The 15,903-nt window shown below is 28.6% G+C and carries 15 protein-coding genes and 1 pseudogene; 15 read left to right on the forward strand and 1 reads right to left on the reverse strand.

Annotation, left to right across the window (positions count from 1 at the left end; genetic code table 11):
* From rny to msrA, 7 genes are all read left to right on the forward strand, one after another.
* Positions 1-1,353 (forward strand): ribonuclease Y (gene rny, locus Q0649_RS01150; protein ID WP_298836392.1); only part of this gene is annotated, 1,353 nt, incomplete at its 5' end.
* 239 nt (positions 1,354-1,592) lie between these two features.
* Entirely contained in the window at positions 1,593-2,783 is a 1,191-nt protein-coding gene (locus Q0649_RS01155; protein ID WP_298836394.1) for a pyridoxal phosphate-dependent aminotransferase, read from the forward strand.
* 102 nt (positions 2,784-2,885) lie between these two features.
* Positions 2,886-3,146: an HPr family phosphocarrier protein gene (locus tag Q0649_RS01160; RefSeq protein ID WP_298836396.1), complete on the forward strand. Its 261-nt coding sequence runs from the start codon at positions 2,886-2,888 to the stop codon at positions 3,144-3,146.
* A gap of 91 nt (positions 3,147-3,237) precedes the next feature.
* Positions 3,238-4,215 (forward strand): tyrosine-type recombinase/integrase, encoded by a 978-nt coding sequence (locus Q0649_RS01165; protein WP_298836398.1) that lies wholly within the window; start codon positions 3,238-3,240, stop codon positions 4,213-4,215.
* 255 nt (positions 4,216-4,470) lie between these two features.
* Positions 4,471-5,724 carry a UV DNA damage repair endonuclease UvsE gene (uvsE, locus tag Q0649_RS01170; protein WP_298836400.1) on the forward strand — a complete coding sequence of 418 codons (1,254 nt, stop codon included), beginning with the start codon at positions 4,471-4,473 and terminating at the stop codon, positions 5,722-5,724.
* A 229-nt stretch (positions 5,725-5,953) separates the two neighbouring features.
* Complete coding sequence (locus Q0649_RS01175) at positions 5,954-6,283, forward strand: single-stranded DNA-binding protein (protein ID WP_298836402.1); 330 nt, start codon at positions 5,954-5,956, stop codon at positions 6,281-6,283.
* Between the two features lie 65 nt (positions 6,284-6,348).
* The gene (msrA, locus tag Q0649_RS01180; protein WP_298836403.1) at positions 6,349-6,828 is read left to right on the forward strand and encodes a peptide-methionine (S)-S-oxide reductase MsrA; all 480 of its coding nucleotides are present in this window, start codon (positions 6,349-6,351) and stop codon (positions 6,826-6,828) included.
* Between the two features lie 87 nt (positions 6,829-6,915).
* Here msrA and Q0649_RS01185 read toward each other — a convergent pair whose 3' ends face one another.
* Positions 6,916-8,016, reverse strand: a complete 1,101-nt coding sequence (locus tag Q0649_RS01185) for an iron-containing alcohol dehydrogenase family protein (RefSeq protein ID WP_298836405.1) — start codon at positions 8,014-8,016, stop codon at positions 6,916-6,918.
* Positions 8,017-8,299: 283 nt separating this feature from the next.
* Here Q0649_RS01185 and Q0649_RS01190 point away from each other — a divergent pair, with 283 nt between their 5' ends.
* From Q0649_RS01190 to Q0649_RS01225, 8 genes and pseudogenes are all read left to right on the forward strand, one after another.
* Positions 8,300-9,010: a pseudouridine synthase gene (locus Q0649_RS01190; protein ID WP_298836407.1), complete on the forward strand. Its 711-nt coding sequence runs from the start codon at positions 8,300-8,302 to the stop codon at positions 9,008-9,010.
* Positions 9,011-9,234: 224 nt separating this feature from the next.
* The gene (locus tag Q0649_RS01195) at positions 9,235-10,113 is read left to right on the forward strand and encodes a MurR/RpiR family transcriptional regulator (protein ID WP_298836409.1); all 879 of its coding nucleotides are present in this window, start codon (positions 9,235-9,237) and stop codon (positions 10,111-10,113) included.
* Between the two features lie 141 nt (positions 10,114-10,254).
* On the forward strand, positions 10,255-11,481 hold the full coding sequence (locus Q0649_RS01200; protein ID WP_298836410.1) for an NAD(P)/FAD-dependent oxidoreductase: 1,227 nt from the start codon (positions 10,255-10,257) through the stop codon (positions 11,479-11,481).
* Between the two features lie 37 nt (positions 11,482-11,518).
* Positions 11,519-12,178, forward strand: coding sequence for a (d)CMP kinase (cmk, locus tag Q0649_RS01205; RefSeq protein WP_298836438.1), 660 nt, complete (start codon positions 11,519-11,521; stop codon positions 12,176-12,178).
* A 47-nt stretch (positions 12,179-12,225) separates the two neighbouring features.
* Positions 12,226-13,062: pseudogene (locus Q0649_RS01210) on the forward strand (4-hydroxy-3-methylbut-2-enyl diphosphate reductase); the annotation flags it as partial.
* Positions 13,063-13,294: 232 nt separating this feature from the next.
* Positions 13,295-14,185, forward strand: a complete 891-nt coding sequence (locus tag Q0649_RS01215) for a GNAT family N-acetyltransferase (protein ID WP_298836411.1) — start codon at positions 13,295-13,297, stop codon at positions 14,183-14,185.
* 151 nt (positions 14,186-14,336) lie between these two features.
* On the forward strand, positions 14,337-14,624 hold the full coding sequence (locus tag Q0649_RS01220) for a helix-turn-helix transcriptional regulator (protein WP_298836412.1): 288 nt from the start codon (positions 14,337-14,339) through the stop codon (positions 14,622-14,624).
* A 31-nt stretch (positions 14,625-14,655) separates the two neighbouring features.
* A complete protein-coding gene (locus Q0649_RS01225; RefSeq protein WP_298836413.1) occupies positions 14,656-15,813 on the forward strand; it encodes a DUF362 domain-containing protein in 1,158 nt (385 codons plus the stop codon).
* Positions 15,814-15,903: the final 90 nt, after the last annotated feature.

Below are 15,903 nucleotides of genomic sequence, written 5' to 3' on the forward strand. Positions count from 1 at the left end.
GAAGAAGTTCACAGACTTAGAACTGATTTAGAAAAAGAATCAAGAGAAAGACGTAATGAAGTTCAAAGGTTAGAAAGAAGAAATATCCAAAGAGAAGAATCTTTAGATAAAAAAAGTGATGTGCTAGAGAGAAAAGAAGAAAATATTAATAAAAAGCAACAAGAAATTGAGACAGTAGAAACAAGTGTACAAGATTTATACACAAGACAAAGGGGAGAATTAGAAAGATTATCAGGATTAACATCTGATGAAGCAAAACAAGTATTGTTAGAAGAAATAAAAAAAGAAATTAAACACGATGCTGCAATTATGATAAAAGAAATTGAAACTAAAGCTAAAGAAGAAGCAGATAAAAAGGCAAGAGAAATTATTACTTATGCTATACAAAGATGTGCAGCTGATCATGTTGCAGAAACAACAGTTCATGTGGTTTCTCTTCCAAATGATGAGATGAAGGGAAGAATAATCGGCAGAGAGGGTAGAAATATTCGAACGCTAGAAACACTTACAGGCGTAGATTTAATAATAGATGACACTCCTGAAGCAGTAATTCTTTCGGCATTTGATCCTATAAGACGAGAAGTTGCAAGAATTGCACTTGAGAAGTTGATAGTGGATGGAAGAATTCATCCTGCAAGGATTGAAGAAATGGTAGAAAAAGCAAAAAAAGAGGTTGAGAACGATATAAGAGAAGAGGGAGAACAAGCGACTTTCGAAACGGGAGTTCATGGGCTTCATTCAGAAATTATTAGGTTACTTGGAAGACTTAAATACAGAACTAGTTATGGTCAGAATGTATTAAAGCATTCTATAGAAGTTTCGTACTTAGCAGGACTTATGGCATCAGAACTTGGAATTGACCCAACACTTGCTAAAAGATGTGGGTTACTTCATGATATAGGTAAGGCTGTGGACCACGAAGTTGAAGGACCACATGCACTTATAGGTTCGGAAATTGCTAAAAAACATCATGAGTCACCTATTGTAGTGAATGCTATTGCAGCACATCATGGAGATGTTGAGTTACAATCTCTTGAAGCGATACTAGTTCAAGCAGCAGATGCTATATCAGCTGCAAGACCTGGTGCAAGAAGAGAAACTTTAGAAGCATATATTAAAAGGTTAGAAAAACTAGAGGAAATTGCAAATTCTTATGAAGGTGTGGAAAAATCATATGCTATCCAAGCTGGAAGAGAAGTTAGAATTATGATTAAACCAGATGTAATAGATGACGCTGGTGCCGTTGAAATGGCGAGAAATCTAGTTAAGAGAATTGAAAATGAACTTGAATATCCAGGGCAAATTAAGGTGAATGTAATTAGAGAAACACGAGCTATTGATTATGCAAAATAAAAACATATAATAATAAATCCTCTTAAAATCTAGAATACTTCTAAATCTTAAGAGGATTTTTTTTGCGCAAAGTATTGACTATTGATGCAATAGATAAAATTTGTAATCGCAAATAATTTGTTCCATTTACATCATAAAAAAATAATGATATATTAGTACAGCATGAATTATATTGTTTATTAAAAAAACAAAAGAATATTAATGTGAAATATACAATTAATATATATTGGAGGTAAAAAATGGTATTATCTAAAAAAGCTGGTAAAATATCAACATCTTTAACATTAGCTATAACTGCAAAAGCAAAAAAAATGAAAGCTGATGGTATTGATGTAATAGGGTTTGGGGCCGGTGAACCTGATTTTAATACGCCAAAGAATATTAGAGAAGCAGCTATTGTGGCAATAAACGAAGGAATGACAAAATATACTGCTGCTTCAGGTATTATTGAATTAAAGGAAGCAATAATAAAAAAATTTAAAAAAGATAACAGTTTAAATTACATAACAGATCAAATTATAGTTTCAACTGGAGCAAAACAATGTTTAGCTAATGTTTTGCAAGCTATAATAAATCCTGGGGATGAAGTTATAATTGGAACTCCATATTGGGTTAGCTATCCGGAATTAGTTAAATTATCTGATGGAGTACCTGTTTTTGTCGAAACAGAAGAAAACAATAAATTTAAGTTAACAATTACAAACCTTAATAAGGTAGTAACTAAAAAATCTAAAGCAATAATTTTAAATAGTCCCAATAATCCTACAGGAACTGTGTATTCAAGGGAAGAACTTATGAATATTGCTGAGTTTGCAAAAATAAATAACTTACTAATAATATCAGATGAAATATATGAGAAACTATTATATGGAACTAATGCTCATATTAGTATAGCAAGTCTTTCTGAAGATGCTTACTTAAGGACTATAGTAATTAACGGTTTGTCTAAGGCTTATGCTATGACAGGATGGAGAATAGGGTACGCAGCAGGAAGTAAAGAAATCATAACATTAATGTCAAATATACAAAGCCATACTACTTCTAATCCAAATTCAATTGCTCAATATGCATCAGTTGAAGCTTTAAATGGAGAACAAGAAGATGTGCATGATATGGTAAAACAATTTAAAATACGAAGAAATTATATGGTAAAAAGAATTAATAGTATTAATAGTTTGTCTTGTATAGAACCAGAAGGTGCTTTTTATGTTATGGTGAATATAAGTAAGATACTAAACAAATTAATTAATGGAAAAGTTATAAAGGATTCAATTTCTTTTTCAAAACTTTTGCTTGAAAAGGAAAAGGTTGCAGTCATTCCTGGGATAGCATTCGGAGCAGATAATTTTATTAGACTATCATATGCGACTTCAATGGAAAATATAAAAAAAGGACTAGATAGAATAGAAAGTTTTGTTAGCATTATTTAAAATTGATTTGCATAGGTATTAATGATATTATGATAGCATGAACTAATGATGATTTGTTTTATGTTAGTTCATACTAATAATAAAATATTGAGGTGAAGTAAATTGGTAACAAAGGAAGTTATAGTTCATAATCCTAAAGGATTGCATGCTAGACCAGCTACATTATTAGTAAGAAAAGCAGCTTCATTCAAATCGGATATAGGCATAGAATTTATGGGTAAAAAAGCCAATATTAAAAGTTTAATAGGTATTTTATCATTAGGTGTTGGGTCCAATGTAGCTGTAAACGTTATAGCAAATGGTGTTGATGAAAAATTAGCATTAGAAGAAATAGTAAAATTAATCAATTCTTTAGAAGAATAATTAATACCTGTAAATTTTAAAAAGCTGCTAACTTACTGTTTGCAGCTTTTTAAAATTTATAAAAAAGCAAAAGTTTTAAAGGAGAATATTTATGAAAAGTGAAATTATTGGATTTAATTATAATTCAGATTTAAAGTTAGATAATGAAAATTTTATAAGATATTTTCTTGAGATTAAATCTAGAAAAAGTATTTATACATCTAAAAGTTATGAACGTGATATAAAGGATTTTTTTTGTGTAAGTTCTATTTTGGATATTAGTATAGATGATATTAAAAAAGTTACTATATTACATACACAAAATTTTATTATGAAATTGATGGATAAAAATATGTCATCTGCAACTATAAATCGGAAAGTATCATCATTAAGCGCTTTGTATAAGTGGCTATTAAAATACCAAGATAATTCTACAGGTATTCATATAATCAAATATAATCCATTTGGAAATCTAAAAGAAGAAAAACCAGTGATAAATAATAAAGAGACTGAGTTTTTAACTAAAGAAGAGTGTAAGATTTTGTTAAACAGTATAGATACATCCACTATATTAGGACAGAGGAACAAAACAATATTAGTGCTTGCGTTAACTACTGCATTAAGGAAATCTGAAATTATAAATATTAAAATAAAGCATGTTACCACATACACTGGATATAATGTAGTAAAAGTAAAAAGGAAAGGTGGTAAAGAAGATATAGTAAAACTTCAACAAAATGTTCTTACTATGATTAATAAATATATTGAATTAACTAAAAGAAATAAGGTAACGAATGGCGAGGAATATTTATTTATTGGGCATTCAACTAATGGAAAGAATAAGGAAAAGTTAAATGCAAGCACTTTAAATTATATGATGAAAAAAGTGTGCAAAAATGCAGGCATAGATAAGGATTTAGGGGTTCATTCTACTAGGCATACAGCAATCACACTTGCGATACTTGCAGGAGCTACGGTAGAAAAAGTTAGAGATTTTGCGGCGCACAAAAATTTGGCAACTACTAATAGGTACATTCATTCAGTTGAAAAATTGAAAAATAATGCTGGCGATCTAATAGATATATTTTAAATATATGATGAAACTTATATAGTCTATTAATAACCTACTAGTAGACTATATAAGCGAAAAAGACACTAGGCTTCTAAAATATACATTTAACTTAGGATTTTGCTTTAAATCAAGTGTAGACATGGTTTAAATGAGTAATGTACGGCTAAATATAGTTGTAATCTTAAGATGGAAAGCATTAAATGATAAAGGTTTGTATAATCTCATGTGAATTGTACAAAATATAAGTATAAGAAAATAGGAGTAAAAGAAAATATGAAAATAGGATATGCTTGTATACCATTAACAATAAATGAAAGAACAGCAAGAGGTCTTACACTAAAGAAATTTACAAAAGACATTTTTTTAGATGTTGTAAAAGAAAATATAATAGGGTTGAAAAAAATTTTAGAAAATAATGAAAAACTTAATATAAAACTATTTAGAATAAGTTCAGATATAATTCCACTCGCAAGTCATAGTATTAATGAAATTGAATGGTACGAGTATTTCAAAAATGAATTAAATGAAATAGGTGAGTTTGTAAAAAAATGTGGTATGAGAGTTTCAATGCATCCAGGACAATATACGGTACTTAATGCTTTGAAAGAAGACATTGTGGAAAATGCAATTAAAGATTTAGAATATCATAGTAGATTTTTAGATTCGTTAGGTCTAAATTCAAATAACAAAATAATACTGCATATAGGTGGAGGTTACGGAGATAAAAATGCAGCTATAAATAGGTTTATTGAGAATTTTAAAAGACTATCAATTTCTGTGAAAAATAGACTTGTTATTGAAAACGATGGAAAAATATTTAATATTGAAGATGTTCTTTATGTTAGCAGTAAAATTGATATACCGGTTATATTTGATAACCTTCATCATGAGTGTAATCACCAAAAGGATGAGGATATAAGAGAAATAATGAAAAAAGTAATAAAAACATGGAAAGAAAAAGATGGTAATGTAAAAGTTCATTATAGTCAGCAAAATCCACAAAAACAGATAGGCGCACATTCAAATACTATAATGGTGAAATCATTTTTAGAATATTATGACGAAGTTAAGAAGTTTAATCCAGATATTATGCTAGAGGTGAAAGATAAGGATATTTCTGCTGTAAAATGTAATATTATAATTAATAGCACAAATAGCACAAATAAGAAATTAAATTCTACGATTATAGAAAAACAATGGGCAAAATATAAATATGTATTAATGGAAAGAAATTATAAGTATTACAAAGAATGTAGTAAAATGGTAAAAGAAAAATGTAGCTTTAAAGAATTCTATGAGTATATTGATGAGGTTATAAATATTGATGTAGAAGATGGAAGTTTTATAAATACTGCAGAGCATGTTTGGGGGTATGTTAAAGATGATGTTAACGACAAAGAAAAGAATCATTTTGCAAAACTTATCTTGGATATGGGTAATAAAGGGAAGATAAAGCTTTATTTAAGAAAGTTATGTGGCAGATATAATGCAGAATATATTCTTAATTCATATTATTTTCATTACTAAAAGTTTAATAAATGAATTATATTATCGAAAAGGCATATAGGTACATATGTCTTTTTGTATTGAATAAATGGGATAAAGCTATTGATTATAATTATATTTTTATTTGTATAAAAATTATTTTTGTTGTCAATAATCTTAAAAAGTTATTTAATTACGCAATAAGAAATAAAGTCATATTAAGAGTTAATTAATAACTAATGCAAATTCTACAAAAAAGAGGAGATAATTAATGAATACTGTATCAATTATTGGTAGATTAACAAGAGAGTTAGAACTTAAGACTTTTAACGAAGGAAAAGGCTTTTACACTAAATTCACATTGGCAATTAATAGGGTACAACATAAAGATATGCAAGCTGAAGCTGATTTTATAAATATTGTAGCATGGAGTGGTCTTGCGGAAACTTTATGTAAACATTTAAAAAAAGGGAATCAAATTGCTATAACTGGGAGACTCTCAAGTAGTAGTTATGTAGATAAAGATGGAAATAAAAGATATAGCACAGAAGTTGTAGCTGAAGATTTTAAGTTTTTAGATAATAAGCAACAAATTGTATAACTTACATAATATTATGACTGTGGTATAATTTATAAACAGTAATAATAAAAAAGTGAGGTGTTTTAATGAAGACGATAGTTTTAGCCGGAGGATGTTTTTGGGGTGTGGATGCTTATATGTCAAAAATAGATGGTATTGTAGAAACTAAGGTGGGATATGCCAATGGTAAAAAGAAGGACCCTACGTATGATGAGGTTTGCAGCGGAAATACAGGTCATGCAGAATCTTGCTTAATAAGTTATGATGAAAAGTTGGTATCTTTAGATAAAATATTAAATAAGTTTTGGGGAATAATAGATCCTACTGCTATTAATAAGCAAGGAGCTGATATAGGTAGTCAGTACAGAAGTGGTATTTATTACTCTGATAAAAGTGATTTAGATATTATATTAAGCACAAAAGATAAAGTCCAAAGTAAATATAAGAAGGTTATAGTTACTCAGATACAACCTCTTTCTTGTTTTTATGATGCTGAAGATTATCATCAAAAATACTTGCAGAAAAATCCGGGAGGATATTGTCATATTGATTTAAATGCCAATTAGTAAAGAATATAAAAACAAGGTTGTGTAAATCTACACTTCCTTGTTTTTAATAGTTTTGCTTATTATTTTATTAATAAATAAAACTATCTATAAATTTAAAGAATCTTTGTACATTTTTAGTATATCTTCTTTTTTTACAGGTGTTGGATGGTTTTTTAGTTTATCTTTGTTTAATGCCATGGTTTCCGCATATGAGCATATATCTTTATAACTTATATTATCTATACTTCCAAGCATGTCATTTAAAAAATCACCGAGTTCATCTAAATTTTCTATAGTTAATAGATATAAAATTTTTCTGACTCTATGTTTATTCTCAGAAAATTGTAAATATGATTTTAAAAGTATTCCATTTGCTTTTCCATGTGGTATATTATGAAAATATGTAAGAGCATAACCCATTCCATGTGGAAGAGATGTGCCTGATTGTGCAATTACCATACCAGCTATGGATGATGCCAACATTAATTTCTCTCGAACGACATAAGTAAATTCCTTTTCTTTTATCATATTTAAACATTCGCCAAATAATTTCAACCCTTTTTCAGCTAGTGCATCACTTATTATATTTGATTTTGAGGACAAATAACCTTCTATTAAGTGAGACAACGCATCTATAGAAGTATTAATAGTTATATTTTCTGGTAAGGACATTAAATATTTTACGTCTAACAGGGCGTACTGCGGAAATACTTTTTGGCATATGCCATGTTTCGTTTTTATTTCATTGTCGGTAAGAATTGCATAAGGTGTTGTTTCAGTTCCTGTTCCAGCTGTTGTAGGAATTGCAATTACAGGTATAGAATTAAGGCTTGGACTATCAAATAAATTATGAATGGAAGCATTTGGATTATTTATTAACACACCGGCTGCTTTTGCAGAATCGATGGGAGAACCACCTCCGATACCTATAATAAAATTAGCATTTTGTGATTTACCAAGTTTGGCTATTGCTTCTACAGTTTCTAAAGATGGATTTTCTTCTACATTGTTAAAAACAGAGTATACAACGCCTTCTTTTTCTAATGCATTAGTAACATCTTTTAATGAGCCGTTTATGATGGATGAGGTTTTACCAGTTACAATTAAAGCCTTTTTCCCATAAGAAGAAAACAGGTTACTGTTTTTTAATACAACTTCTTTATCTAATATTATTTTTGTTGGCATATAGTAATTAATAAAATTCATTATAAATCCTCCTTTTTAAATATTACATTAGCATATATTATAACATTAGTAACGTTATAATATATTATGATGTTAATTTTATATTTTATTGTTTATTAAAATTAAATTAGAATTCATAGTTTGATAAAAATATTTCCTTGGAAATATATTGAAAATATCTCGTAATTACAAAAGTAAAATGAAAAATGATTTATCAGCAATTGATTTTTTATTAATATACTTATATAATTCTTTATGAAGGCTTATGTATATAGTACTAAAAATAAAATTAGGAAGTGTTATAGTGGAAGAACGTTTGCAAAAATTTATGGCAAGATGTGGTGTTGCATCACGAAGAAAGTGTGAAGAAATAATTACGGCTGGTAGAGTAAAAGTAAATAATTTGGTAGTTTCAGAGTTAGGAAATAAAATCAATCCTGAAGAAGATAGTGTCGAGGTAGATAATAAAATTATTAATATAGAAGAAAATAAAGTTTACATTGCATTAAATAAACCAGAAGGGATAGTATCTACTGTAAAAGATGAAAAAGGTAGAGAGACTATTTTAGATTTAGTAAAGACAAAAGAAAGAATATATCCTATAGGGCGTTTAGACTATGACACATGTGGTTTAATTATTTTGACTAATGATGGCGATATCTATAATAAGGTGATTCACCCAAGGCAGGCTATTAACAAAGTTTATATGGCAATACTTGAAGGATGTCCAAATGAGGAAGAAATATCTACATTCTGTAATGGAGTGGATATTGATGGATATATTACGGCTAAAGCTGGATTTGAAATTACAAAAAGAATCGGATTCAATTGTAGGGCTACAATTACAATACATGAGGGTAAGAATCGTCAAATTAGAAAAATGTGTGATATTATAGGTCATTCTGTTATTGCATTGAAAAGAATTTCTGTTGGCAACATCCAACTTGGGAATATGGAAAAGGGAGAATGGAGAAACTTAACTTTTGATGAAATAAATTATTTGAAGAATTTATAATTTAAGAATTCATTATATGATTTTTTTGAATGAAAAAATAAATTGAAAAAATTACATAAATATTGATGATGTTTGATTATTACTAAAAAATAATATTATACAAATGAATAATTCGTTGAAAACATCTTCAAAAGATGATAAAATGAAATAAAAAATTCATTTTATTATCTTTTGAAATTTTTATTTCATTTATTTGGATTAATATAGGAAGGGTTGAGTTGATTATGGCAGATAGCAAACAAGATTTGATGAGGACTATTCAAATTAAATTTTCACGCTTAAGTAAAGGACAAAAATTAATCGCAGAATATATTCTAAACCATTATGATAAAGCAGCATTTATGACAGCAGCTAAATTGGGAACTAGTGTAGGCGTAAGTGAATCTACCGTTGTAAGATTTGCTAATGAATTAGGGTTTAGTGGTTATCCAAAACTGCAGAAAGCTCTTCAGGAATTAATTAAAAACAAATTAACAACTGTTCAAAGAATTGAGTTATCAAATGATTTTATTACTCAGGAAAATGCACTAAAAGGTGTATTAAAAGCTGATATGGAAAATATAAGAGCTACACTTGAAAAAATTAATCATAAGACTTTTGAGGATATTGTTAACTCACTATTTAAAGCTAGAAAAATATACATAATTGGACTTAGAAGCTCAGCAGCACTTGCAGAATTTTTAGCATTTCATTTAAATCTTATTTTAGATAATGTTAAAGTAGTTGCCTATGGAGTTAGTGATATATTTGAGCAGATGCTTTATGTTAATGAGCAAGACATAGTTATTGGAATAGGATTTCCTAGGTATACGACAAGAACAATTGAAGCACTAGCTTTTGCTAAAAGTAAGAATGCAAATGTTGTAGCAATTACAGATAGTTTATTGTCTCCATTAGCGACTAGAGCAGATTACACATTAATAGCCCAAAGTAATATGGCATCATTTGTGGATTCTTTAGTAGCACCTCTTAGTGTAATAAATGCATTGATTATTGCTGTGGGTTTAAGAGAAAAAGAAAAAATTTCAAGAACATTTTCTACTTTAGAGGACATATGGGAAGAATATCAAGTTTATTCTTTTAAAGATAAGGATAGAGAATGAAAGATAAATTCTTAATCAATCGGTTTGAAGAGAATCCTTTCATTGGGATTCTCTTTTGAGGTTGTGTTTTACATATACAGAAAATGAGTTTGAATGTATTATAATGAATTATAACTGTAAATATTATAGGGGAGTGATTGTGTGGCAAAAGTAATTATTATTGGAGGCGGACCAGCAGGTATGATGGCAGCTGTTACGGCTTCATCAAAACATGAGGTGGTTCTCATTGAAAAAAATGAAAGATTAGGAAGAAAACTTTATATAACAGGTAAGGGTAGATGCAATATCACAAATGCTAAGGATATTGGTGACTTTTTTGAAAATATACCATGTAATCCTAACTTTTTATATAGTTCTTTATATTCATTTACAAATGAAGATACTATGAACTTTTTTAAAGAACTAGGAGTTAATCTTAAAGTAGAAAGAGGGGATAGAGTATTTCCAGAGTCAGATAAATCTTCAGATATTATAAAAGCTTTTGATATTTCATTGAAAAACAAAAAGGTTGAAGTATTATTAAATTCAAAAGTAAAAAAAATAATTCGAGATAATCAGAAAGTTATTGGCGTCGAACTAGCTTCTGGAAACAATGTATATGGAGATTATATTATATTATGTACTGGTGGGTTATCGTACCCACAAACTGGTTCATCAGGTGAAGGATTAACTTATGCTAAGGTTTTAGGACATAATATAATTAAACCTAAAGCATCACTTGTACCAATTGAGCTTGAGGAGGAATGGATTAAGGATTTACAGGGACTTTCTCTAAAAAACGTAGAACTTAATATTACAAATAGTAAGAATAAGAGCATTTATAAAGAGTTTGGAGAAATGATTTTTACTCATTATGGAATTTCAGGACCTATAGTCCTAAGCGGAAGTTGTTATGTAAAAGAAGGAGAAAAATTAAAAGCTTTTATTAATTTAAAACCAGCTTTGAGTGAAATTCAACTTGATAAACGAATTCAAAGTGATTTTTTGAAATACGCAAATAAAGATTTTAAAAACTCATTAACTGATTTACTTCCTAGCAAACTTATTAATACAATTATTCAATTATCTAATATTGATGAAAATAAAAAGGTGAATTCTGTTACTAAAGAGGAAAGAAAAAATTTAGTTAATTTACTTCAAAAATTACCGCTTACTATAAAAAGGCTTCGCCCAATTGACGAAGCAATTATAACTAGTGGAGGGGTAGACACTTTGCAAATAGATTCGTCTACAATGAAATCAAAAGTAGTAGATAATCTCTATTTTGCAGGGGAAATGATTGATGTAGATGCATATACCGGAGGGTATAATCTTCAAATAGCATTATCTACAGGATATCTAGCTGGAAATAGTGTAGGAGTAGACTAATTATACTTAAAGTAATGTTTTGATTGATGGAGGGTGAATTACAATGGAAATTTCTATTGCTATAGATGGACCTGCAGGTGCAGGTAAAAGTACAATAGCCAAGACGATAGGTAAAAAATTCAATCTAATGTATATTAATACAGGTGCAATGTATAGGGCAGTTACATTAAAAGCTATGGATGCAAATATTTCAGAAGATAATGTTCACGATTTAGTGAAATTAGTGGGATCTTTAGAAATGCATTTTGTAGAAGATCATTTATATGTTAACAATGAGGATTTAACCAATATGATAAATATGCCTAATATAAGTAATAATGTCTCAAAGTATGCAGCTGTTCCTGAAATTAGAGAAATTCTTGTTAAGCTTCAAAAGGACATAGCAAAGAAATTTAATGTTATTATGGATGGGCGAGATATAGGTACAGTTGTATTAAAAGAGGCACCTTTTAAATTTTATTTAACTGCTAGTAGTGAAGAAAGAGCAAAAAGAAGATATGAAGAATTAATGGCAAAAGGTATAGAAGTTGATTATAATACTATTTTAAAAGATATTATTAAAAGAGACTTTATTGATACCCACAGAGAGATTAACCCACTTACAAAAGCTAAAGATGCGATAGAAATAGATTCTTCGGATTTAGATATTGATGGAGTGGTAAATGAAATAGTATCTTATATTAATTCAAATATTTAAAAATCAGTCCAAAATTTATAAAATAATTTATCTGTTGGGGTGAAAAAATGAAAAAAATAATACTTGCAGATTCAGCTGGCTTTTGTTTCGGAGTTAAACGTGCAGTAGATAAGGCTTTAGAAATAAAGGGAAAAAACAATAAAAAAATATACACACTTGGACCACTTATACACAATAATGATGTTGTAAATTTTTTAAAAGAAAATTTAATATATCCAATAGAACTTGAAGACATAACAAGTTTGAAAGAAAATGACACGATTATTATAAGATCACATGGGGTATCTGAAAAAACATTAAATATTTTAAGGAAAACTAATCTTAATATAGTAGATGCGACGTGTCCTTATGTAGAAAATATTCATAAAAAGGTAAAAAAATATTATGACTTAGGATATCATATAATTATTGTAGGAGACAAAAATCATCCTGAAGTTATTGGAATTAACGGGTGGTGTAACGACTGCGCATTAATACTTAAAAGAGGTGTAGATGTTGGTATTACCGAAAATAAAGTATGCGTGGTAGCTCAGACAACTGAAAGACAAGTTACTTGGGAACATGTATTAACTAAAATTATAAAAATGAGTAAGGAAATAGTTGCATTTAATACTATTTGTAGTGCAACAGAAGTGCGTCAAAAATCTGCAGAAGAAATTTCGAAGAAGGTTGATGCTATGGTCGTTATCGGTGGATTTAATAGTTCAAATACTACAAAGCTTTATGAAATATGTAAAAAAAATTGTGAAAATACAATTCATGTAGAAAACTTACTAGATATATCAGATGAATTTCTAAAGGATAAAAACATTAAGCAAATAGGGGTAACAGCTGGGGCATCAACTCCAGACTGGATTATTAAAGAAGCTATCTTAAAAATGAATTAGAAGAAACGTGTAGCATAAAATTATGCATACACGTTTCTTTATGATATTTAACAACTAGTGTATTAATGAAGTCTAAATAAGTTATATATAAATGTATTAGAGATTTTACATCTATTTTCAGAAATTAAAGAATACTAAATAAGAAAGAATAATATAATTTAATAGTACTAATGTAGGGAGATAAAAATAAAAATTCATTTAAAAATAAAAATTAATGGAGTAAAGCTGAATGTATAAATCAATAGGTCTAACTTTAAAAAACATTGATAACTTTCGTGAAATTAATAAATTTAACACTAACTTTAGTTTATCAAATAAAGATTTTTTTGATCTGTATGATAATAGTAATATTATTCAAAAATTATTCATGAGAAAAAATGTAAATTTACTGGTGGAAGATAATAATTATATCGGATATATATGGGTTGAGAAGCAAAATAAATACCAAAGTTGCATAAATTCAATGAATGTGATAGAAAATAGAAATTTAATTTACTTTTATAAGAATTTAATTGGCTCAGTTGTAAATAATAGTTTAATAACCTATGAATGCGAAGATAACAAAGTAAATGTTGATATTTTAAGTGAATTAGGATTTAATAGGACTAAAGGATTTCGAGAACTCGAAAAGCCGTGTTTTGAATATTTTAATACCTTTATTCCCAGGGAGATTACTTTTTCTATAGTAAAAAGGAATACAGATGAAAAATTACGTTGTTTATTACAAAATGAGATATTTAAAAATGATGACAGAATACCAATAAATATAGAAGATATATATTACGATGAAATACAAGAATATTATTTTGATAAAGGTGCGATATTTATTAAATGTAATAATAAAACCATTGGTTATGGGCAGATTATAATTGAAGAGAAATCGGCAATAATAGTTAATTTTGGAATAATAGGAAATTATAGAAATTTTGGTTATGCAAAAGTACTTTTACGGTATTTGTTAAATATAGCGATGGATAATAATTTTTCTAAAGTCTCACTTCGGGTGGATTCTGATAATATTGCTGCATTTAACCTATATAGTTCGCTAGGCTTTATGATTAAAAAAGAATTTTACACATGGCAAAAACTAAAATCTATTGATGAAGAAGTGAATAGATGATTATAATGGTACCTATAGGAAGGATACTTGAAAAAGTGTCTTACTATAGATACTTTTTTTGTATAATTTAAAATTGACATGATCTTTAATATAAGTTAAAATCAATTCGATGGTTATCAAATATTAATACTGTCAGGAAGAGGGTACAAAAGTGGATGCAAAAAAGCTGGCGAAAATATTTAAAGCACTTTCAAATGAAAATAGATTAGAGTTATATTTAAAAATTGCTCAGGCTCACGAATCTGGTTTCGAGGCTGGAGGAAAATGTTGGGTTTCAGATATCTCTTCCTGTTTAAATATTGGTGCTCCGACAATTTCACATCATATCAAAGAATTGGTTAATGCAGAACTAATTACCACTGAGAAAAAAGGAAAGTTTTTAATATGTAGGGTAAATAAGCAATTAGTTACACAAGTATGCAAGATTTTAAGTTTGTAGGATTTAATTAAATAATAAAGGAGTAGTTATTATGGAAAGTGTTGCACTTTTAAAATGTACAGATTATGATGTAGAATTGATAGAAAAAACATTAAGAGAAGGTTTTGAACTTCTTGGGGGAGACTCTTTTTTAAGAAAACTTATACCTAAAAACAGTAAAGTTTTATTAAAACCTAATTTTCTTAGTATAGAGCCAAAAGGGTCACCCGTTATAACTCATTATGCAGTTTTTGAAGCTGTAGTTAGAATAGTTAAAGAATATAGCGAAAACATTACATTCGGAGATTCTCCTGGGTTTGGAGATTCAAGAAAAGCAGCAGAAAAATCAGGATTGATGGAGGTTGCTAATAGATATGGAGTCGTTTTTGATGATTTTAAAGACGATATTCATGTAACACTTGAAAATTCTTTATTATGTAAATCATGGAATATTGCTAGGGCACCTTATGAGGCAGATGTAGTGATTACACTTCCAAAGTTAAAAACTCATGCTATGGCGTATTATACTGGAGCAGTTAAAAATCAATTTGGTTGTATTCCGGGCACTCAAAAGGCGATATGGCACACAAGAATGCCAGATGCTAATAATTTCAGTAAAATGCTACTGGATGTTAATTCATTGGTTAACACTAGTTTTGCAATTCTTGATGGAATAATTGCAATGGAGGGAAATGGTCCTAAAAGCGGAAATTCTAAAAAAATGGATACTATAATTATGGGACAATGTTTAACAGCAGTAGATTCAGTTGCAGTAAGATTAATTGGTTATAATGATGTTTTAAAACTTCCGTTTTTAAAAGAAGCATTCGATTCAAAGTGGGGAGCTGTGTTACCAGAAGATATAGTGGTACTTGGTGAAAAAATAGAGTCAATGAAATGTAAAGACTTTAAGTTATCAAGAAAAGGGGGCAGTTTTTATTTTGTAAATCCTTCAGTAACTCATTTTTTAACTTCAATGGTTGCACCAAATCCAGTTGTAGTAGAGGCGAAATGCATTGGTTGCAGAAGATGTGATGAAGTTTGTCCACAAAGGCCTAAAGTTATATCATTTATTAAAAAAGGAAATAAAGTAATTCCAAAATGGGATTACAGTAAATGTATAAGGTGTTTCTGTTGCCAGGAACTTTGTCCTCGTGGTGCAATAGAAACAAAGTATAAGACATTAGGTAAACTTTTGGGATTAAAATAATTAATTTTTTTTAAGCAATATACTTAGAGAAGAAAAGCATTAATTAAAGTGTTAATTGCTGCCTTTCTTCTTATTTGTATATCCTATTGT

Source organism: uncultured Clostridium sp. (assembly GCF_937920395.1).
Taxonomy (GTDB): Bacteria; Bacillota; Clostridia; order Clostridiales; family Clostridiaceae; genus Clostridium_AD.